Source organism: Planktothrix sp. PLAVEN19ND (genome assembly GCF_057220675.1).
The window spans coordinates 4645191-4664827 of sequence record NZ_CM170132.1 but is presented as its reverse complement, the minus strand read 5'-3'; the positions used below and the strand labels follow the sequence as shown (position 1 = coordinate 4664827).

The 19637-nt window shown below is 39.4% G+C and carries 20 protein-coding genes; 3 read left to right on the top strand and 17 right to left on the bottom strand.

Annotation, left to right across the window (positions count from 1 at the left end; genetic code table 11):
* Nucleotides 1-35: 35 nt before the first annotated feature.
* The 14 genes from AC2D3N_RS19870 to AC2D3N_RS19805 form a co-directional block, all read right to left on the bottom strand.
* Nucleotides 36-3533: a DEAD/DEAH box helicase family protein gene (locus tag AC2D3N_RS19870; RefSeq protein WP_484691906.1), complete on the bottom strand. Its 3498-nt coding sequence runs from the start codon at nt 3531-3533 to the stop codon at nt 36-38.
* Nucleotides 3534-3548: 15 nt separating this feature from the next.
* Nucleotides 3549-3962 carry a putative toxin-antitoxin system toxin component, PIN family gene (locus AC2D3N_RS19865; RefSeq protein WP_484691905.1) on the bottom strand — a complete coding sequence of 138 codons (414 nt, stop codon included), beginning with the start codon at nt 3960-3962 and terminating at the stop codon, nt 3549-3551.
* The gene (locus AC2D3N_RS19860; protein WP_484691904.1) at nt 3955-4197 is read right to left on the bottom strand and encodes a hypothetical protein; all 243 of its coding nucleotides are present in this window, start codon (nt 4195-4197) and stop codon (nt 3955-3957) included. Before AC2D3N_RS19860 ends, AC2D3N_RS19865 begins: the two co-directional genes overlap by 8 nt.
* 42 nt (nt 4198-4239) lie before the next feature.
* Nucleotides 4240-4386: a hypothetical protein gene (locus AC2D3N_RS19855; RefSeq protein ID WP_484691903.1), complete on the bottom strand. Its 147-nt coding sequence runs from the start codon at nt 4384-4386 to the stop codon at nt 4240-4242.
* A gap of 37 nt (nt 4387-4423) precedes the next feature.
* The gene (locus AC2D3N_RS19850) at nt 4424-4741 is read right to left on the bottom strand and encodes a DUF2281 domain-containing protein (RefSeq protein ID WP_484691902.1); all 318 of its coding nucleotides are present in this window, start codon (nt 4739-4741) and stop codon (nt 4424-4426) included.
* 82 nt (nt 4742-4823) lie between these two features.
* On the bottom strand, nt 4824-5927 hold the full coding sequence (locus tag AC2D3N_RS19845) for a restriction endonuclease subunit S (RefSeq protein ID WP_484691901.1): 1104 nt from the start codon (nt 5925-5927) through the stop codon (nt 4824-4826).
* Between the two features lie 55 nt (nt 5928-5982).
* Nucleotides 5983-6183, bottom strand: a complete 201-nt coding sequence (locus AC2D3N_RS19840; protein WP_484691900.1) for a DUF433 domain-containing protein — start codon at nt 6181-6183, stop codon at nt 5983-5985.
* 57 nt (nt 6184-6240) lie between these two features.
* Entirely contained in the window at nt 6241-6462 is a 222-nt protein-coding gene (locus AC2D3N_RS19835; protein WP_484691899.1) for a hypothetical protein, read from the bottom strand.
* A gap of 74 nt (nt 6463-6536) precedes the next feature.
* The gene (locus AC2D3N_RS19830; RefSeq protein ID WP_026785930.1) at nt 6537-6902 is read right to left on the bottom strand and encodes a HepT-like ribonuclease domain-containing protein; all 366 of its coding nucleotides are present in this window, start codon (nt 6900-6902) and stop codon (nt 6537-6539) included.
* Nucleotides 6886-7203 (bottom strand): nucleotidyltransferase family protein, encoded by a 318-nt coding sequence (locus AC2D3N_RS19825; protein WP_484691898.1) that lies wholly within the window; start codon nt 7201-7203, stop codon nt 6886-6888. The genes AC2D3N_RS19830 and AC2D3N_RS19825 overlap by 17 nt, the downstream gene beginning before the upstream one ends.
* A 92-nt stretch (nt 7204-7295) precedes the next feature.
* The gene (locus tag AC2D3N_RS19820) at nt 7296-7559 is read right to left on the bottom strand and encodes a type II toxin-antitoxin system Phd/YefM family antitoxin (protein WP_484691897.1); all 264 of its coding nucleotides are present in this window, start codon (nt 7557-7559) and stop codon (nt 7296-7298) included.
* Between the two features lie 28 nt (nt 7560-7587).
* Nucleotides 7588-7818, bottom strand: coding sequence for a type II toxin-antitoxin system HicB family antitoxin (locus tag AC2D3N_RS19815; RefSeq protein ID WP_484691896.1), 231 nt, complete (start codon nt 7816-7818; stop codon nt 7588-7590).
* Between the two features lie 188 nt (nt 7819-8006).
* Nucleotides 8007-9518, bottom strand: a complete 1512-nt coding sequence (locus AC2D3N_RS19810) for a type I restriction-modification system subunit M (protein ID WP_484691895.1) — start codon at nt 9516-9518, stop codon at nt 8007-8009.
* A 210-nt stretch (nt 9519-9728) separates the two neighbouring features.
* Nucleotides 9729-11201 (bottom strand): DUF3370 domain-containing protein, encoded by a 1473-nt coding sequence (locus AC2D3N_RS19805; RefSeq protein WP_484691894.1) that lies wholly within the window; start codon nt 11199-11201, stop codon nt 9729-9731.
* A 41-nt stretch (nt 11202-11242) separates the two neighbouring features.
* On the opposite strand from AC2D3N_RS19805, the gene alaS reads away from it, so the two are divergent.
* The 3 genes from alaS to AC2D3N_RS19790 all read left to right on the top strand — a co-directional run bounded on the left by alaS (nt 11243) and on the right by AC2D3N_RS19790 (nt 14612).
* On the top strand, nt 11243-13873 hold the full coding sequence (alaS, locus tag AC2D3N_RS19800; RefSeq protein WP_484691893.1) for an alanine--tRNA ligase: 2631 nt from the start codon (nt 11243-11245) through the stop codon (nt 13871-13873).
* A gap of 70 nt (nt 13874-13943) precedes the next feature.
* Nucleotides 13944-14162 carry a DUF2283 domain-containing protein gene (locus AC2D3N_RS19795; RefSeq protein ID WP_484691892.1) on the top strand — a complete coding sequence of 73 codons (219 nt, stop codon included), beginning with the start codon at nt 13944-13946 and terminating at the stop codon, nt 14160-14162.
* A 111-nt stretch (nt 14163-14273) separates the two neighbouring features.
* Entirely contained in the window at nt 14274-14612 is a 339-nt protein-coding gene (locus tag AC2D3N_RS19790) for a DUF4870 domain-containing protein (RefSeq protein WP_484691891.1), read from the top strand.
* Between the two features lie 42 nt (nt 14613-14654).
* On the opposite strand, the gene AC2D3N_RS19785 is transcribed toward AC2D3N_RS19790, so the two are convergent.
* From AC2D3N_RS19785 to AC2D3N_RS19775, 3 genes are all read right to left on the bottom strand, one after another.
* The gene (locus AC2D3N_RS19785; protein WP_484691890.1) at nt 14655-15626 is read right to left on the bottom strand and encodes a bestrophin family protein; all 972 of its coding nucleotides are present in this window, start codon (nt 15624-15626) and stop codon (nt 14655-14657) included.
* A gap of 45 nt (nt 15627-15671) precedes the next feature.
* Nucleotides 15672-16151: a Crp/Fnr family transcriptional regulator gene (locus AC2D3N_RS19780; RefSeq protein ID WP_484691889.1), complete on the bottom strand. Its 480-nt coding sequence runs from the start codon at nt 16149-16151 to the stop codon at nt 15672-15674.
* Between the two features lie 281 nt (nt 16152-16432).
* Entirely contained in the window at nt 16433-19477 is a 3045-nt protein-coding gene (locus AC2D3N_RS19775; protein ID WP_079680631.1) for a HEAT repeat domain-containing protein, read from the bottom strand.
* Nucleotides 19478-19637: the final 160 nt, after the last annotated feature.

Here is a 19637-nt window from a genome sequence, read left to right as displayed (position 1 = left end):
GATATCTTCATAGATGTGGCGACTGCTATATCTAATCAAGCAGAGTAAAAGGTTGTTTCTATCGGTTTATCAAAAGAGCCAATTATGGTAATAATATTATTAGCATCCTCATTGTTAAAAACTCCATCTAATCCTCCGGTGTGAATATCAGTAAAAGGGGATTCATACAAAAGAGAGGGATTCATAACCCCATTTTGGGTTAACCAGTTAATAATTTGTTCAATAAAACGAATTTGATTAGCATTGAGGTTATTATTTTCCAAATATTTACTAAAGGCTTGTTTAGCGGTATTTCTGTCTAAACCAACCAATTTCAAAATAAAACTTTTCAGGTTAACATTTTTACTATAGACTAACTCGAATTTATCCCTAGATTCGATCGCATTTGAGGTAAATAACATCTTTTCTAATTCCTGTAAATCAGTGTCGGTTAGGGGTAAATTTCTCTTTAACTTGGCGATCGCAATATGATCTTGATGGGCTAAAATATAGCTTTCTACTTTTTTTCGGTATTGATAGGGGCTGAAACCTGTTTGACGGTTAGGGACTTCTAAGATTTCTAAATCCCCTAATTCATCCTTAAAATCAGTATAGATAATGATTTCATCCCGTTGATCAATCAATACCATTAAATCCCGCAGATTTAGCCTGATTTCTTCTACTAAATAAACCGTCACATCTTGCCACCATCTTTCTGCCTGTACTTGTTCAATTAAATTCAATTTATCCTTAACAATAGGGATGGTTTTTTTAGTTTCTAAACGGGTTAATAAATCCCTGACTTGATCCCGTAACCTTTCAAAATTTTGGCTATTTTTCAGGATGGCTAACTGGATTTTTAGACACAGCAGATCAAAGTTTTTAATCCGAGGATTTTCTACGGGTAAAGTATTAGGTAGGGGGATCAGAGTATTCACAATCACTTGCCGATCTTCTGGGTTTAAATTCTGCCATTTTTCCCGTTGACGAAAAGTTAAAACGGTTTCTAAGTGACGACGCACTAGAAAATTATTTTCTTCCATATTGGCAACGTGCTGATGTAATTCATCTAGGATTTTTTCCTTGAGATTATCGGTTTTAACTACAGTATAGGCAGCTTGAGACTCTTTAACTCGATTTTGAGGGTTACTCCCAAGGGTTGTAGTTTCTGCGGTATTTAAACATTCCCATAAGTCTAATTTTGCCTTTAAGAGTCGAGTTTGCAGTGATTCAGTCGGGGATTGTTCTTTTTCAGTTATTTCTTGATTAAAATAAGCAAAGTTATCGCATAAGTCAAATATCAAAAATTCCGTTTTATCCTTACCAAATCCAAATAAATTAGGGCATAAACGAGTGCCTCTGCCGATCATTTGATTGAATTTGACCTCGGAGTAAACGGGTTTAAAAAACATTAAATTCACGACTTCTGGCACATCTACCCCCGTGTCTAACATATCTACAGAAATGGCTATCATGGGCTCTTTTTCCGCGTCTGAGAAGTCATCGAGTAGACTTTGGGCATAATTGTCATAGCTGTCTATAATCCGGGCAAATTTGCCTTTAAATTGGGGATAGTTATAGTTAAATCTTTCCTCGATAAATTGGGCGTGTTGATGATTTCGGGCGAAAATAATAGTTTTGCCGAGGCGATCGCCCTGATGGATTTTTAAACCCCAATCCATCAGAATTTCTAAGGCTTTATCCACCGTATCAATATTAAATAACCAATTATTGAGGGCGGCGACGTTAATTTCCTTGGGGATTTCTCCTGTTTCTTCGTTATAGAATTTTTCCTCATATTCTAATTTTTCTTCTGGGGTCAGATCAACATATTTCACCCCACTCCGCAAAAATTTAAACGGGACATTGATACCCGTCGGAGGCACTAAATAACCATCGGCGATCGCATCTTGTAATTCATAAGCAAAGGTAGGATTACCAGCTTCTAATTCAAAAATGCGGTAGGTATCTCGGTTAATTTCGTTTCTGGGAGTGGCGGTTAAACCGATTAACAAAGCATCGAAATAGGTAAATAGGGCTTGATATTTTTGGTAAATACTGCGATGGGCTTCATCGATAATAATTAAGTCGAAATAACCCACTCCAAACAGGCGATTAATTTCATCTCTTTTTTGATCCCCCCTAGCCCTGCTTACTAAGGGGGGAATGTCGTTGTCGTTGTTGATGCGATTCATCATAGTGGGATAGGTGGAGAGGACGATATCTGCACCACTTACGTCTTTTTCTTGGGTTAGGTCTATGGCCGTGGCGTGGGGTAAGTGTTTCTGGATGGCTCTTTTGGCTTGGGTGATTAAAGAGGTACGGTCAGCTAAAAATAAGACTCTTTTAATCCAATTAGCTCTAGTTAATATATCAACTAGGGCGATCGCTGTTCTGGTTTTCCCTGTGCCTGTTGCCATGACTAGCAAGGCTTTCCGTGCTTTTTTCTCAAAGGTTTCGGTAACTCGTTTCAGGGCTTCGAGTTGGTAGCTTCTCCCGGCTATTTCTTGATTAGGTAAAACGATCTCAAAGGGTTTTCGGTGACTGCGGCGATAAATTATCCTTTGTAATTCGTCTTTTTTTAAGAAGCCTTCCACCAAGCGCGGGGGATAGTTGCCATCATCCCAGAGATAGGTTTGATAGCCGTTACTGTAAAAAATAATCGGGCGCTGGTTAAATTGTTTTTCTAAACAGTTAGCATAAAGTTGGGCCTGTCGTTTACCTAGATTTGCGTCTTTTTGGGTACGTTTCGCTTCAATAACAGCCAGGGGTAAGCCGTTATCATCCCATAAAACATAATCAATGTAACCTTTACCTGTGGGGTTAACGGCTTCGGGCATTCCGGTGATTTCATACTCGGTAAAATGGGGTTGAGTTAAATCCCAGCCCATTTCTTTAAGTAATACATCAATTAAGTATTTACGGGTATCAATTTCGTTATAGTCATGATGATCTTTAAGGTTACTATTTGCCTGTTTGAGTTGACTAATTTCTACTTTAATTTGGTTATATTCTGCTTCTGTTTGTTTCTGTGTTTTTTGGGCAATTCTTACTATTTCTTGAGCTTGGGATAATTCTTGCTCTAGTTTTTGCAGTTGGGCAAGGGTTTTTTGATCCCCCCTAACCCCCCTTAATAAGGGGGGAATGAATTTGAGTTGAGGGAGGTTTTTACCGTTGGGGGAGTAGTAGCGACAAAGCCAATAGAGAAAATGGAATAATTCTTGAGTAATATAATCTGCGTCTTTTTCACTAATTTTTTCGTGACTGTGGGCGGCATTATTGCCCATTTTGTGGATGATACGAACTTTGGGGAAAAGGTGAGGAGGTAGGTTATCTTTAAATGTTTGTTCGTGGATTAATGCCCCTAGGTTATTATCGTAGGGTAGTTTTAAATAGGGGTCATGATCATAGAGCCAGATAACGGCTTGCTCAAGGGTATAACGGGCATAGAAGCAACAGGCGCGGCTATCGGTGAGGGCGAGGGTTTCGACCCGGGTGGCATTTTCGTAAATTTGGGGAAAGTGGGGTTTTAAAAAGTCAAAGTTGGATGACATGGCGATGTTTCTGGTTTAGGTGATAGATAAAAATTCATCGGGTTGAAGAATCTTAATTTCTCGGAAAGGGTTTAGTATTAATAAGTCTTTGTCACCAGTGATGATATATTGAGCTTTACCGCTTACTGCTAATTCTAAATACTTATTATCTTTCGGATCTCGACAATCTGTAATGAGTTCAGTTATTTCGATAACGGGTGTTAGAGTTTGATATAAGTCTCTTAAAAACATCTGACGATCTTTTAAGTCAACATAACGATTGAATTTTGGTCTAGCTGTTACTATCTCTAACTCCTCCCATATTTCAGGAGAAATTAGTATGTCTCCAACATCTTGAGCTTTTTGTAACGCTAGTTGGGGCTTAGTTTGAGGAAACAATAATGCACTTATGATTACATTGACATCTATAACTATTCTAATGTTATTCATCCTCGCTTAATATTTCCTCTAATATTTCAGGGGTTAAACCTCTGGCTTGAGCTTTTTTGCCAATCTCTGTCATGGTATTTCTTAACTGCTGAATCGCTTTTCTTTGGTTAGCAATGGGTTGTAAAAAGAATGCTATTCTATTGGTTAGTTGCTCTTTTTCTTCTTCATTAGCCTGATTGTAGGCTTGGGCTACATCAGAATTTACTTTGATAGTTATTTCCGTTACTGTATCCATAGATTTTTTTCTTAGGGTTGGTATATCCATTTTATATCAATATTATTGATTTTGGCTTAATATCTCCTTTAATATTTCAGGAGTTAAACCATTGGCTTGAGCTTCTTCACTAGCTTGATCCATTAATTTACTTAGGTTATCACTAGCTTTAGCTTTTCTCTTGATTTTTTCTATCTCTAAATTAGTCATATTCTCCGATATTTTAATGATGATATTTTTCATGTCTTTAAAAGTTAATAGTAGTTTTGTCTAAGTTATTAGAAGCGTTAGTTATTCCACTGTTAACAGGATTTTTCCCTAAACCAAAAATCGGATCTTCATCGGACATATACTCCTCAAATTCTGGTAAAGGTTGATCAAAATCGGGACTCATTTTAATTAAGCCTTTAGCACTACCACGATTACGGCGTTTGGGTTGATTAATTTTTGTTAATTGATAAAGGGGTTGATTATTTTGGGTAATGATTACACTATTATTTTCTAAGGTTAATGTTTCCAAAATTGCTGGATTTTCTTGGATTTGTTTAAGTTCAATTTGCATCATGTTAAAGTTAAAAATAAACAACTAGATTGAGATTAGCATAATTATAACAGATTTAAACAGAATTTGTTTGGGTTTTATTCATCTATAATTCACCTTTGAATGCTTTTTGCAATAAGGAGTTAAATAAGTTTTCTGATTCTGTCAAATACTGGTTAAAATTCTTTTGTATTTGAGTTATCTTATTACACTTATCTGAAAAATCTTTTTGTATGTTTATCGGTGGACAAGGAAATCTAAAACTTAATAAAGTAGGTCTATTTATTTTAGGGATATTTGTTCTTGTTGAATGTTTTTCTGCATAATCTAAAAAGAATTTTGATCTTAGTAAATAAATGAGAAAATCATTTTTAATTTTTGTTTTTATAACTCTTAACGGATAAATGTCGGCACTACATACACCTGAAAAATCGGGAATAACAACTTGATTGAGATATGGTCGAATTTTTGAATATAAAACATCTCCAGACTGAAATAAATATTTTCCACTTTTTAACTTCAACTCTCTAGGAGTTTTTATATTTTGGATGTTATTAGTATTGGACTGCAAATTTTCTCCGCCAATATGAGGCATATCAATAAAAGGTTCAACTTTTGGATCAACTTGACCTGAAATGATAGAAATAACATTATTTAATTCTTCAACCTCCCAACCTTTAGGATTAGTAACAGGATCGCCGAACATATCGAGAAAGATGGATTTTTGCAGTTGTTCAGTAAGAGCGATCGCTTCTTTCCTTTTCCTGATGATTTCGTCTGCTTTATCCAATATATCCGCTATTCTACGTTGAGATGCGATCGGGGGTAAGGGGATTGTATAATCTAAAAAACTTTGCATCCTAATATAATTAGTTGCTGAACCGAATTGCTTCGATAAATTAAATTTTTTCCAATAAGCAGATAGATGATGAAATAAATATCTTGAATTACATTTAATGTTATTTAAAACATAAGTTCTTTGATATGCTTCAAATTTACCAACATGATAAAAAACCATTCCAACATTAGCCCCATTACCCGGTAGAATTATTGACTCCCCATCAAATGAATATGTTGGACTCAAAATAGGTTTATCAGCACAAGTAAAAAAAGGATATTCTCCCCCTTTGTCTCCATAATTAGCATCTTTTTTACCTGTTTGAATAGTACATATTTCATTAAGAGAAACATAATTTATTTTAGATTCCATCCTGACATCTCCTTTAAAAAAATAATGATATTAAGAAGTAAAAACAATTAGATAATTATTCTGTAGCAAAGGATAACGAAGCTAAAATATCATCTAATTCCAAATCCTCATAATCTATTAAAATTTCCTCTGTAGTCATTCCCGAACTGAGTAACTCTAAAATAAATTCCACAGGATACCTTAAACCTCGAATACAAGGCTTACCATGACAGATATTAGGATCTATAGTAATACGTTTTATTAATAAATCCTTCATAATTTAATCTCCTTTAATTAAGTTAAGAGCAGAAGTATCAACAAAAACCTGTTTCATTTACTCAACTTCCCTTTTAGGAGTGCCATGAATATAGTGATCATGTTGATAAGCAAGATCCTGAATACCTGTACTGACTTTACATCTTTCCAATAAATCACCTAACTCATCATCGTGATTGTTTTGTCTCTGACTACGACTTTTTAACAACTCATAAAATTTCTGTAATTCCTGAGTTGATAAATGATCCAATTCCGCATTAATTAACTGCTTAATATTCATAAAAAAATTGATTACCCCTGCAATTGAATCAAACTATAGCGATCTTAACATATTATCTAAAATTTACGCCTTTTCTAACGGGGATAGGGAGGATCTAATTCCTGTAACTGATTAAGGATGTCTTGAATTTGCTGATGTAACAGAGGAATCTGATTAATAACCACCTCCCACACTAAATTATAATCAACGCCAAAATAATCATGAATTAACTTGTCTCTCATCCCCGCCATTTGCTTCCAAGAAATTTGAGAATATTGTTGTCTAAAATCATCAGGTAACTTTTTCGTCGCCTCGCCAATAATCTCCAGACTACGCACGAGTGCCCTTGTTAAAATGGGGTTGTCCAAGAAAACTTCTTTCTCCAAACCCTCAGATACTTCGAGGATAAAAGAAGTTTCTAGGAGAATATGACCTAAATAATCATCAGGAGAATGAAACATATTCCACCTCCGCTAAAATCTTATACCCAAAGATAGGACTCAAAGACTCAGGAGTTAAGACATCTACCTTACGCCCAAATAAATCATCAAAGAAAAAGCATAAATCCATAAAATTCATAAAAGTTTTCAACTCCGGCTTAAACTCCACCAACAAATCAATATCGCTGTTTTCTGTAGCTTCCCCACGCCGAAACGAACCAAACAACCCACATCGCTTTACCCCATAACCTTCTATGGTTTTTTGATGCTTCCGTAATTGCTCAAAAATATCCTCTTTACTGTTTACTACTACAACTTCCATAATATTCCAACCTATAGAATTACAAATTTTTGAATATTTGACTAATGCTTGATAACCTTTATTTTTAAATTCAGTTAATTTACCTATCAAGTTTAGCCATTGGCAAATCTTTCTAAACTTGTGCTAAATTCCTCACTTCCCACCATTGAAGATTGAGTTAGGGCAGTTTGTGCTTGTTGCCCCCAATGTAAATCTTCCAATTCTTCCAGTTTATCAATTAGTTTTTGATAAGACTCTGCGGAAAGAATGACATAGCTGGGACGTTTTTGCTCGGTGATTAACACAGGCTCAACTTTTGCTTGATCAAAGACTTCACCATGTTGATTTCTGGTTTGCGTCAGGGTATAGCTTTTCATGCTCTCAAAAGATTGACTATTTTAGACATTATAGCAAAAATGGACAAATAAATAAACTTTCAATAATGTCACTATCATTTGAAGGAATAGTTTTTCCTTGCTGTTGATAAGCTAAAATCATTTCATTTAAAGCATCTTCAAGCATTAAACGACACTCTGTAACCGTTTTTCCCTCCGTAACCACTTCTTGCCATTCCATAATTTGCCCCATATATCCCGATGGGATTTTTGTATATTTAGCAGTGTATTTATATCTCATGGTATTGTTCATTAATTGTTGATTAACATTTTACAGTATTTATATAGCAACTCTAAATAGATTGTACAAAATGAATCACGGTGATTATTAATCCCAAAAAATATCTATATTCCCCTGTAGGGGCGAGGCGCGCCTCGCCCCTACGATGAATTGGATGCCAAACTATTTATACAATTGATTTAGACTTGCTATACTATACCTAACATTTCCTCTAACACCTCCAAATCCGCCATAATCTCCCCTTCAATTAACTTTAACTTACCTAAAATCACTGCCGGAGACTCATAACTAACTTCCCCATATTTCACCTCCTTATAACGATTGATTGATAAATCATAACCATTTTTAACTATTTCCTCCTTCGCCACAAAAAAAGCCTTACTGGTGCGGTTAATATCTTTGTTTAAATTGCGATCGCGCCACTTAGCAATAATATCAGGAATATCATTTTCTTCCACAGGTTGACGCTTATCATCCAACGATAAACCATCCGCACCCATATCATAAAACCAAACCCCATCCGTACCCCCTACCCCCGTTTTCGTAAACATCAGCACCGCCGTAGAAACCCCCGCATAGGGCTTAAAAACCCCCGAAGGCATGGAAATAACCCCATCTAACTTATGGTTTTCTACCAGGGTTTGACGCAGGGTTTTATGGGCATTAGACGAACCAAATAACACCCCATCCGGCACAATTACCGCCCCTCTCCCGCCTTTTTTTAATAACCGCAAAAATAACGCCCCAAATAATAACTCGGTTTTTTTGGTATTAATAATTTTGGTTAAATCCTTAGCAATAGTATTCGCTTCTAACGATCCCTTAAAAGGCGGATTCGCTAAGATTAAAGTAAAAGCTTCCGATACTTCTGAATGCTCCTGCGCTAAGGAATCCCTCGCCTCAATTTTCGGGTCTTCGATGCCATGTAACATCATATTCATACTGCCAATTCGCAACATGGTAGCATCAAAGTCAAAACCGTGAAACATCTCCTGATTAAAGTGCTTACGATTGACAGGATTACTCAAAATAGAATTACCCTCACTATCTTTTTGCTGACGCAAATATTCCGCCACCGCCACCAAAAAGCCCCCAGTCCCACAAGCGGGATCACAGATTACCTCATGGGGAGAGGGATTCATTAATTCGACGATCATTTTAATAATATGGCGAGGGGTGCGAAACTGTCCATTTGTTCCGGCGGTGGTGAGTTTTGATAACATATATTCATAAAGATCTCCCTGTAAATCTATATAGGTTTTATCTTGAGATTGACCAGCTTGTTGATTGAGTAATTCAAAGATTTGGTCAATTTGTTCTACTACATTTGCTAATAGAGCCGGGTTAGCAATTAAAAATACAGCATCCTTCATGTGTTGGGCATAAGTCCCTCCTTCCTTACCGATAGTTTTGATTAAGGGAAATGCAGAATCCCTGACCGTAACTAACATATCAATAGGGTTTTGATTTTTAAATTCAGACCAGCGACAATGATTATTTTCTGGGGTAAAGGTCGGATTTTCTAATGTCCCCCCTAAGCGTTTGTTCTTCTTCTCTTGGGCTAATTGTAAGTCATCTAAGCGTTTAATAAACAGTAAATAGGATATTTGTTCAATCACCGACAGGGGGTTACTAATGCCGTTATTCCAAAAGGTTGTCCACAATTTATCAACTTTGGATTTTAATTCGCCTATTATCATCGCTTGAGATACCTTTATTGCTGCTTATCCTTCTTATTATCAATGATTACCAGATCATTTTAGGATTTATGCAAAAGTTTCGTAGGGGTTTGGTTTCCAAACCCTCTTTGCGCCTGGGTTGGGAGGGACGCTACCCCTACGATAAAATATTACAACCTCCGTCTCGAAGGCGCGGATTGCTATATTTTAACTCTTTTGTCCGGGAGATAATTAATTTAAGGTTTTGACGGTTAAAACTTGCGGCGGTGTAGCATCGGGAGGATAACGAAAATCAACTCTCACAAACCGCGAGGATTTGGGGTTTAATTTGAGTTTAATTAAAGGATCAACAATTTGCCCTCGACGATGCCATAAATGCAGATATTTGATCACCGTTTTTCCTTGTTCATCTTCATATCTTAACCGAACCGTGCCCCGAAAAAACGGAAGATTCAAAGGAGGTTGTTGAAAAATTAATCCATTTTTAGATAAGGTTTCTTCTTTAAAAGGCGTTTCTAAAGTTACTGTTACCGTTTGGGTTTCATCCGTTATATTTAATAGCGGTAAATGTAAATCATAATGTACCCCATAATTGCCATGGGATTCATAAGCAGTATCTGGATAACGAACAATTAACGGCGCGGCTTGAACTTGTTTTGTGCCTAATGTTCCCGCCCGGACGGTGCTAATGGGAAAAGAAATTCCCTTTCCCCTATCAGGAATAGTCAGAAAATCTTTGCCCTCATCCACTAAATCTGCTGACCATTCTGCCCCTTTTTGAATACCTGCAACCCGACTATAAATTAACTGACCTCCCGTTTGCTCTGGAGAAGTAGGAATTTTATCCCTGGGTTGTGCTAAACTGCCATTGTCAAGTAACTGTTGCCATTCTTCTAAAGTTGGCGCACGCTCCTTGCCATCGGGCTGCATTTTCGCATATTGAGCTAAACTCGCCATATAAATTGAAGCCGGGGCAGAATCATCGCTTTGACCCCGAACTTTCAGGCGCATAAAAGTAGAACGCCCATTTACCGGACGTTCTAAACCCTTGACTGGGATTGGCAAATTCATTAACATTTGAGTTTCCCCTGGGCCAATTTCCAAGGTTTCAGGAAATTCAGCCTGGCGCTTTCCCCTTAACACATCATCAACAGCCCGAATTCCTGGCCCAGAATAAATCTCACCCTTAGCATTATCACTCATGGCAGGTTGTTCTTTAAAAGGAGCATCTGGCTCCAATAAATAACTTGCTGCCTGCAATACTTCAACGGTCACAGGTTCATTATCGGGATTATGAACCATCAACCCCAAATATAAGGTTTTTAAATCAGGGGGAGTGTGGGTAAAATGATGATCAAAGACCTCAAATTCTCCCGTTAAACGATATTCTAAATGAGCTTCAGGATCACCCCGCCATCCCCCCGGAAAAGTTGAGAGTAGAATTCCTTCCTGTTTCACCCATTCTGGACTATTGCTATTAAACATTAACACCTCATCCAGTTTCCCAGGTAAGGGGCGAACTTCGTTCTGAGCAATAATTTCCTGGGGGGGCAAGGCATTGGCAAAGGGCAACCGCGGCAAAAGGGTAGGAAACCGTTCAACAATGACCGTTTGCCGAAAAAAAATTCCTCCGACCGCTCCCCCCAAGCCAGACAAACTAACAATTAAAATAGAAGTGATCCGATGTAAGGTTTGATCTTTCATTTATTCTGAAAGGTTGGTCTAATTTTTTTACCGTGAGTATTATGACTTTTTTTCCTCAGTATTCCACAGGCGACGAAATTCGGCAAAAGTTTCTCAACTTCTATGCCGAAAAAGGGCATAAAATTCTGCCCAGTGCTTCCCTAGTTCCCGAAGACCCGACGGTGTTGTTAACCATTGCCGGGATGCTACCCTTCAAACCGATATTTCTGGGACAGCGACAACCGGAATTTCCCCGCGCCACCACCTCCCAAAAATGTATCCGTACTAATGATATTGAAAATGTGGGCAGAACCGCCAGACATCACACCTTTTTTGAGATGTTGGGCAATTTTAGCTTTGGGGATTATTTTAAACAGCAAGCGATCGCTTGGGGATGGGAAATTTCCACAAAGGTCTTTGAGTTACCGCCAGACCGTTTAGTGGTCAGTGTGTTCGAGGAAGATGACGAAGCCTTTGCCATCTGGCGGGATGAAATTGGGGTGTCTCCCCAACGCATTAAACGCATGGGAGAAGCGGATAACTTCTGGAAATCTGGCCCCACTGGCCCCTGTGGCCCCTGTTCAGAAATTTATTATGATTTTCACCCCGAACGTGGCGAGGAGAATATTGATTTAGAAGATGATACTCGGTTTATTGAGTTTTATAACTTAGTATTTATGCAATACAACCGAGATAATGATGGTATTTTAACCCCTTTACAGAATAAAAATATTGATACGGGCATGGGGTTAGAAAGAATGGCGCAAATTTTACAGCAAGTTCCTAATAATTATGAAACCGATCTAATTTTTCCGATTATTAAAACGGCGGCGGAAATTGCCCAGATAGACTATCACAAGTCTGACGAAAAAACCAAGGTTTCCCTCAAAGTAATTGGGGATCATATTCGGGCGGTTGTGCATTTAATTGCTGATGGAGTTACGGCGTCTAATATTGGCAGGGGTTATATTGTCCGGCGCTTAATTCGGCGGGTAGTTCGTCATGGTCGGTTAATTGGAATTAATCAGGAATTTACCACCCAAGTCGCTGAAACAGCGATGCAATTATCGGAAGCTATTTATCCGAATGTGCGTCAACGGGAAAGTGCAATTAAAGGGGAATTACAGCGAGAAGAAACTCGGTTCTTGGAAACTTTGGAACGGGGTGAAAAACTGTTAGCTGAAGTTATGGAAAAAGCTCAGGGTGAAATTTCCGGTCAAGATGCCTTTGTTTTATACGACACCTACGGTTTCCCCCTAGAATTAACCCAAGAAATTGCCGAAGAAAATGGGTTAACTGTTAATATTGCCGGGTTTGAAACGGCCATGGAAGAACAGCGTCGCCGTTCTCAAGATGCCCATGAAACTATTGATTTAACTGTTCAAGGCAGTTTAGATCAACTCGCAGAACATATTCACCCCACGGAATTTTTAGGCTATACTTTGTTAACATCTGATGCCAAAGTGGAAGCGGTTTTAGTGAATGGAAAACCTGTAGAAACAGCAGAAGCGGGAACAGAAATTCAAATAATTTTGAATAAAACTCCCTTCTATGCTGAGTCGGGGGGACAAATTGGCGATCGCGGTTATTTGAGTTATGGTGATACGGTAATTCGGATCGAAGATGTGCAAAAAGAATCTAATATTTTCATCCATTTCGGACGCATTGAACGGGGAATAGTCACCCCAGGAATGACCTTAACCGCCCAAATTGATCGCGCCTGTCGTCGTCGTTCCCAAGCTAACCATACGGCAACCCATTTGTTACAATCGGCGTTAAAATCAATAGTAGATCCCTCCATTTCTCAAGCGGGTTCTTTAGTGGATTTTGAGCGTTTACGGTTCGATTTTCATTCTCCCCGGGGGTTAACTGCTGAAGAATTGCAACAAATTGAAGATCAAGTTAATAGTTGGATCACCGAAGCACATCCGGCGGTTATTGCAGAAATGGCGATCGAAGCCGCTAAAGCTAAAGGTGCTATTGCGATGTTTGGAGAGAAATATTCTGATATTGTGCGGGTGGTCGATTATTCGGGAGTTTCGATGGAATTATGCGGGGGAACTCATGTTAGTAATACCGCCGAAATTGGTCTATTTAAGATTATTTCGGAAACGGGTATTGCATCGGGAATTCGACGCATTGAAGCGGTGGCAGGACAGGCGGTTTTAGAGTATTTGAAAGTACGGGATACGGTGGTTAAGGAGTTAGGCGATCGCTTTAAAGCTAAACCGGAAGAAATTCCCGAACGAATTACTAATTTACAACAGGAGTTAAAAGCCACTCAGAAACAATTAGAAGCCGTTAAAGCGGAATTAGCGATCGCCAAATCCGAACAATTATTAACCACGGCTGAAACCATTGGTGAGTTTAAATTAATTGTAGCAGAACTTCATGATGCGGATGCAGAATCATTAAAAACTGCCGCAGAAAGGCTACAACAAAAGTTAGGAGAAAGTGCTGTTGTATTGGGTTCAGCTACAACCGATGGTAAGGTGAATTTTGTTGCTGCGTTCAGTAAAGCGATTAATAATAAAGGCTTACAAGCGGGTAAATTTATCGGCGGTATTGCTAAAATTTGTGGCGGTGGCGGTGGCGGACGTCCGAATTTAGCCCAAGCTGGCGGTCGGGATGCAACGCAATTAAAAGCAGCGTTGGAGAGTGCAAAAATGCAGTTAATTGATGGGTTGAAATAAGTTAACTTATACCCCTCCCTGTTTAGGAGAGGGGCTTTTGATATTCTCAGATTTAGAAAGGAGAGCAACTATGGCCTCAACTGTAAAAGTTTATTTTGATAAAAAAGGCGATTTTTTAGAAGTTTTATTTTCCGATAAACCGGGTTATATGCGAGAAACCGATAATGATGCGATTATGGAACGAGTGGATGAAGCCGGAAATTTATTAGGGTTTTCTGTATTAGCTGTGAGTCAGTTATCAACAGATCAACCATTAGTAGCTCAATTAGTGGCGGGTGCTAAAATTTAAGTTTTTAGGTAAATGTTGTTAACAAAACCTAACAATGAAAAAAAATTAATAGTGTTTAATCAGCCAAGAACATATTATAATAGATGAATTAACTTTGAAGGATTTATTCTCATGGAACGAGATAAACGACTAATTCTATCGGCACTGAGTCATGGCGCCATCTTCTTTAGTGCTACTTTAGTCGCCATTGGGATTCCCATTGCTATTTTATTTCTAGTTAAAGATTCCGTTGTCAAAGCCAATGCGAGAGAATCCTTAAACTTTCATATTAATTTATATGTTTATGCGTTTATATTTGGAATGCTCACCTTTTTATTAATTGGGTTTCCTTTATTAGTGATTTTGGGAGTTTTCAGTTTAGTCATGCCGATTTTGGCGATTATTTCTGTTGTTTCTAATCCTGATCAACCCTATTCCTATCCTTTCATTTTTAGAATTGTTCAAGAATAAGGGAACAGGGAATTGGGAATTACGAATTGGAGGAGTACAAGTCTAGGTTTCAGAATCAATAGGAGTCCTAACTTCCTTGGTGACTGCTATATCATTAAGTTCACCTTTGATTTCTTGTTCATAATTCTGAACACTGGGGGGGAGAGAAGTCAAATCTTGAATATTTTTTGACATTGCTTGACAAATTGCATCCAGTTGTAAATCGTTTTCGTCGTAACCGAAAGGATTTTCAATCTGGCGGGCAATTTCCTCAATTCCCAATAGAGTAAACGTCATAATTGCTACGATTAACCCGGTAAATAATCCTAAATTATTGACAATTTTTAACGGTAAAATCAAACAATAAATTAATAAAATTTGTTGTAGATGAATTTGATAAGCTAAAGGCAGAGGAGTTTTAGCAATTCGTTCACAACCTCCTAAAACATCTACCATGGTATCTAAGAGTTTATATAAAGCTGTTAATTGGTAGATATGGAGGTGATGATGTTTATTTTTATCCTGTAAATAATCTCCAATCCAAAAGGCAATTTCCAGGGGAGGATGATTCATTGTTTGCAGTTTTGTATACTGTTCTGAAGATGTTAAAGCCTCAATTTCTTGATTGACTTTTTCTCCCCTTAAATGAAGTTTAGTTGCTACGGCAAAAGCAACTAATAGTTTTAATGTGGCGATTTTATTATTGGTATCATTAACCTCTTTTTCGGGAACCATTAACCAGATTTGACGAGAAAAATTTCTCACGGTATTAACTAAAGTTCCCCAGAGTTTTCGACCTTCCCAAAATCGATCATAGGCTGTATTTGTTCTAAAAACTAATAATAAACCTAGAACTAAATCAGGAAAAATAAAATAACTAAATACTTCGGTAGGTAAGGGTAGATTCTGATGATCTAATAGAGAAATAATAATGCCCAATGTTGTACATAGGATCACACGGGGCATGATTGCTGGAATTACGGAACTTTGAATGCGGAGTGTTAACTGAAACCAGTTTTTTTCGAGCTTAGACATATAAGTTTTTGAACGTTTATCCTCCTAAAAATTCCTACTAACAGACTATCCCGCCGACGATCGCAGTTCAATAATCTTATTCCCCTCGACGGGAGGGGTAGGAGGGTTTAATTTTTGATTTAGTTCTCGAATGCGTCGAGACAATAAACGAATAATATTAATCGCAATGCCGGGGGTTTCATCAATGGCATCATAGAGTTGCATTTGGGTTAAGATCAAACATTCGCAGGTTTCTAGGGTGCTGACGGTGGCGGAGCGAGGTTCGGCATCAAAGAGAGACATTTCACCGAAACAAGTCCCCTTGCCTAATTCGGCTAAATTGCGATCGCCAATATGAACCCGCACCCGTCCAGAAACCACAATATAAAGTGCCCGTCCCTCCTGACCTTCAGTAAAAATACTATGTTCATTGGGAAAGGATAATTCATCCATAACCGATGCTAGGCGGACTAAAAAATCGTCTCGCAATTCTTTAAAAATCGGGACACCCCTGACAAATAAAAGGCGTTCAACGCTGGTTAACATAGGTTTACTAAAAAAATTTAAAATTTAGATCCGGTAGGGGTGGGGAGACCCCCATTTGTGTCAACTTCAGCCGAAAATCCCTGATTACCTCCAAGATTAGATCCCCCTAAATCCCCCTTAGCAAGGGGGACTTTGAATCGGGTTCCCCCCTTCCCAAGGGGGGTTAGGGGGGATCTAGGACTTCAGAAAAGAAAAGTCAAGGGACTTGCAGTTTTACAGCCTACTTTTAGTCTGAAGTTAACATTGATAGCTCTCCCCACCCAAGTCAAATAGCCAAGAGCTTATTTAACTCCAAGCTGAAGCATTAACTCCTCAACTTGGTTTGCGACTAAACGATCGGGATCATTTTGTAGCATTGGTAATAATTCTATCAAAGCCCGTTGAGAGGCAATCTTTAGATATGCTAAGACTGCTTCTCGAACAAACCCGGTGGGATGACGTAAGCACATCAGGGCTTGTTCAGCCGTTAAACTCCATCGGGAGCTTTTGGCGACATGGAAACAACAGGCCAAGGCCCAGTCCGAGAGGAAATGGCGTAACTCTAATAAACGGCGTAGGCGATCGCTCGGTTTCAGGGGTTGATAGCTAACTAAATCAGATAAATTTTGCAATTTCTCCAATTTGGAGTGCTGATCGAGAATGCTAATTAATGCCCGTTTATGGGCAATATCAACAATATTATCAATAATTTCCAACCCCCGTGCCACATTAGAAGAAGAATTTGACTGAATATTAAAGGATGCTGCTTGAATCGAGTCATGGGGATATAAAAACTTCATTAATAAAAAGCAGCGATCCACCGCATCAATTTCTAGTCCTTCCAGGGCGCGTTTTAATAACTGTTGGGGAGCATGAATATCATGCACAACCGGATCGAAGGGATCAAAGGTGTCTGAATCTTCATCATCTGAGTCCGACAGGATAGGGGTTTCCAGGGACAAATCCAGCAAAGCCGCATAAATTTGACCGATGAACATTAATTCCTGCTCAATTAAAATTTCTACCCCGGTGCGTCCGACCCGATCTAAGACTCCTTCAATTCCCGCATCTTGAGGAATTTTAAGTAAAATTCTCAGGATATTGCGCCGGGTGGTTCCCCAGGAAATCATCAATTCACTAATTAGGGTATCGAGGGCTTCGGCTGTCCCGATTTCACCGAGGGCTGTCCAAGCCTGTAACCGCACCAAATCCGGTTTGTAGATATCACTGGCTTGCTGGATTAATAAAGGAATCGCCTCATTTCCTAACCTCACTAAAGCCTGCAAAGCTGTATCTCTTGTGGAACGATAGCAGAGAGCTTTCATTAAAGAGGGATAGTATTCTTCCAAATGGGTAGAGGCGATCACATCTAATAATGCACAACGCACGCGCAAAGATTCATCCTGTAATAAATCGTTAAGATAGAGCCGCAGTCCCTGTAAATAATCGGCTTCTCCCAGGGCGCGGACTCCCATCACCCGTTCCCGTTCTTGGCCGTTGGTAATCATCCGTCGGATGGTATTAGTGGCGGCGGCTTTTTGTTCGCGATCGCCTCGACGCAAAATCAAGGCCCCAGCCGTTCCCCGCACCACCGGATCAACCTGGGGTTGGAGATAGGGGCGCAACTGTTCAATATCGGGACTGGTTTCGGTCAACCACAGGTATCGCAAAGCCAGGGCCAGAACCTCCGGGGCTAAAGTCCCCTGGGTAAAAGCTCGGATTTCCTCCAAATAAGCCGGATTGGGGTGATTGAGCATAATTTCCAAGCTCTGACGCTGTAACCCAGGGGAAAGACTACCCAGGAGGGGAACCAGGGTTTCACCGACGTTTTTCGCATCCAGTTGACTCAGGAGTTCAATACAAGAGCGTTTATCCGCTTCTTCTCCGGGTTTTTTCAGGGTTTCCACCACATTCCGCTTGAGTTGGGGCATATCAATATCCGAGACACTCAGCCGTCCCCGTTCGGCGCTCCGCACCAATAAACTGACATATTGGGCACGAATTAACCAAACCACCAATAGCCAAACCGCAGCCATGAGGATGATCAGACCAACGAACATTAAGCCCTGTTCACTTTGTAACTGGGTTTCGGTGGATTCAGGAAAAATCAACCTGGACACCCAGAGGGTAATTAAAATCAGCACCCCCGTTACCCCCGTGGACATCGGTTCAAAGATGCCATTGACCATCGATTGAATATCGCTGCGAACGTGATCCGGCAACGGTTGGAACAGTACGGCTCCGGTGGTTTCAATTAAGGTGTAGTGGAATAATTCATCCAGGAATCGGAGGATCACAAATCCTATAAAAACAGAAAATATTCCCGTAATTCCCCCAATTAAGGAAATAGTACCTAAAATAATCACCCCAACGGGTAAAACAATGGCGGTGACAAAGACCCCCGTGCGTTCAACTAATCGGCTAGACCCAAACCACTGAGTTAGAACTTGAGCCACACTCAAAATCCCTTCAAAGATTCCCAGGAAGCTAACAATCCCACTGGCTCCGGCTGTATCGCTTTGAAATTCTAATTGACTAAAAAATTGGAAATCTACTAATACATATAGGGCTTCTGCTAGAACAAAAAATGAGACTAAGGGAATTACATAACCCAAAACTGGGCCCTTGAGATTGCGGGTACTAAATTCTTGTTCCTCATCGTCAGGTGTCCATCGGGTGGAGTCGGGGAAAGATTGACCGTAGCGTTGGGATAGATAAAATAAAATTACGGCGGCTAGGAGTACCATCACCCCAGAAACCAAAGTGACGTTATTGAGTCCCACCACTCTTAATAGCAGGGGGAGGGAAAACCCACTAATCACCCCAGCGACCAGAAATCCACTACTAATAATTGGATAGGTGCGTTTAATTTCTCGAATATTAAACAGTTGGTTAGCGGTGATCGCATTATTTAAGTCGTTGAGAACATAAGAGGCTTCCACCCATAACCACATGAGAAATAGGGTAATAAATTGAAGACTTAACCCTAATATTTTAATCTCGGATAATCCCAGTCCCCAACGAAATAAAAATAGGGGTATTGCCATCATCACAAAGATAATCACAATCGCCCGACGGAGGGGAAAAACCTTTTGCAGCGACGAATAAACAAAGCCCAAACCTGAACCCATCCCGGCACTGGCGATATAGATCCAGGGTAATTTATCAGCCCCGTATTCATCGAGGAACAGACCCACGGTACTGAGTTCTAACCAAATCAACCCTACGGACGCTAAGGTGTAGACCAAAAACATCAGTAGGGTTCTTTCTACTTCCTCCTGACGGAGATTCAGCCCCCGCAGCACCCCCTGTCCCAGCATAGCGGAACCACTGACTGGTTTTTCCATGCGATGCCCAAACCCCTTTTTGTGATGTTCAAAGTCTCTCAATAAAGTTTAACTGATTTATAGCCCCTCTTGGGTTGGAGTTGAGGGTTGGTGGTTTCCGCTCTACAAATATTAATGTTTCTCCCTGATAAACTCTCCTACCTTAGAGGTAGACTAGAAG

Bases quoted from the DNA above. Each gene is read 5' to 3' on its own strand.
- AC2D3N_RS19805 (WP_484691894.1), bottom strand. From the start codon at position 11,201: ATGAAAGATCAAACCTTACATCGGATCACTTCTATTTTAATTGTTAGT.
- AC2D3N_RS19820 (WP_484691897.1), bottom strand. From the start codon at position 7,559: ATGAAAAGCTATACCCTGACGCAAACCAGAAATCAACATGGTGAAGTC.
- AC2D3N_RS19815 (WP_484691896.1), bottom strand. From the start codon at position 7,818: ATGAGATATAAATACACTGCTAAATATACAAAAATCCCATCGGGATAT.
- AC2D3N_RS19785 (WP_484691890.1), bottom strand. From the start codon at position 15,626: ATGTCTAAGCTCGAAAAAAACTGGTTTCAGTTAACACTCCGCATTCAA.
- AC2D3N_RS19795 (WP_484691892.1), top strand. From the start codon at position 13,944: ATGGCCTCAACTGTAAAAGTTTATTTTGATAAAAAAGGCGATTTTTTA.
- AC2D3N_RS19865 (WP_484691905.1), bottom strand. From the start codon at position 3,962: ATGAATAACATTAGAATAGTTATAGATGTCAATGTAATCATAAGTGCA.
- AC2D3N_RS19825 (WP_484691898.1), bottom strand. From the start codon at position 7,203: ATGGAAGTTGTAGTAGTAAACAGTAAAGAGGATATTTTTGAGCAATTA.
- AC2D3N_RS19835 (WP_484691899.1), bottom strand. From the start codon at position 6,462: ATGAATATTAAGCAGTTAATTAATGCGGAATTGGATCATTTATCAACT.
- AC2D3N_RS19780 (WP_484691889.1), bottom strand. From the start codon at position 16,151: ATGTTAACCAGCGTTGAACGCCTTTTATTTGTCAGGGGTGTCCCGATT.
- AC2D3N_RS19840 (WP_484691900.1), bottom strand. From the start codon at position 6,183: ATGAAGGATTTATTAATAAAACGTATTACTATAGATCCTAATATCTGT.
- AC2D3N_RS19790 (WP_484691891.1), top strand. From the start codon at position 14,274: ATGGAACGAGATAAACGACTAATTCTATCGGCACTGAGTCATGGCGCC.
- AC2D3N_RS19775 (WP_079680631.1), bottom strand. From the start codon at position 19,477: ATGGAAAAACCAGTCAGTGGTTCCGCTATGCTGGGACAGGGGGTGCTG.
- AC2D3N_RS19830 (WP_026785930.1), bottom strand. From the start codon at position 6,902: ATGTTTCATTCTCCTGATGATTATTTAGGTCATATTCTCCTAGAAACT.
- AC2D3N_RS19810 (WP_484691895.1), bottom strand. From the start codon at position 9,518: ATGATAATAGGCGAATTAAAATCCAAAGTTGATAAATTGTGGACAACC.
- AC2D3N_RS19870 (WP_484691906.1), bottom strand. From the start codon at position 3,533: ATGTCATCCAACTTTGACTTTTTAAAACCCCACTTTCCCCAAATTTAC.
- alaS (WP_484691893.1), top strand. From the start codon at position 11,243: ATGACTTTTTTTCCTCAGTATTCCACAGGCGACGAAATTCGGCAAAAG.
- AC2D3N_RS19855 (WP_484691903.1), bottom strand. From the start codon at position 4,386: ATGACTAATTTAGAGATAGAAAAAATCAAGAGAAAAGCTAAAGCTAGT.
- AC2D3N_RS19845 (WP_484691901.1), bottom strand. From the start codon at position 5,927: ATGGAATCTAAAATAAATTATGTTTCTCTTAATGAAATATGTACTATT.
- AC2D3N_RS19850 (WP_484691902.1), bottom strand. From the start codon at position 4,741: ATGATGCAAATTGAACTTAAACAAATCCAAGAAAATCCAGCAATTTTG.
- AC2D3N_RS19860 (WP_484691904.1), bottom strand. From the start codon at position 4,197: ATGGATACAGTAACGGAAATAACTATCAAAGTAAATTCTGATGTAGCC.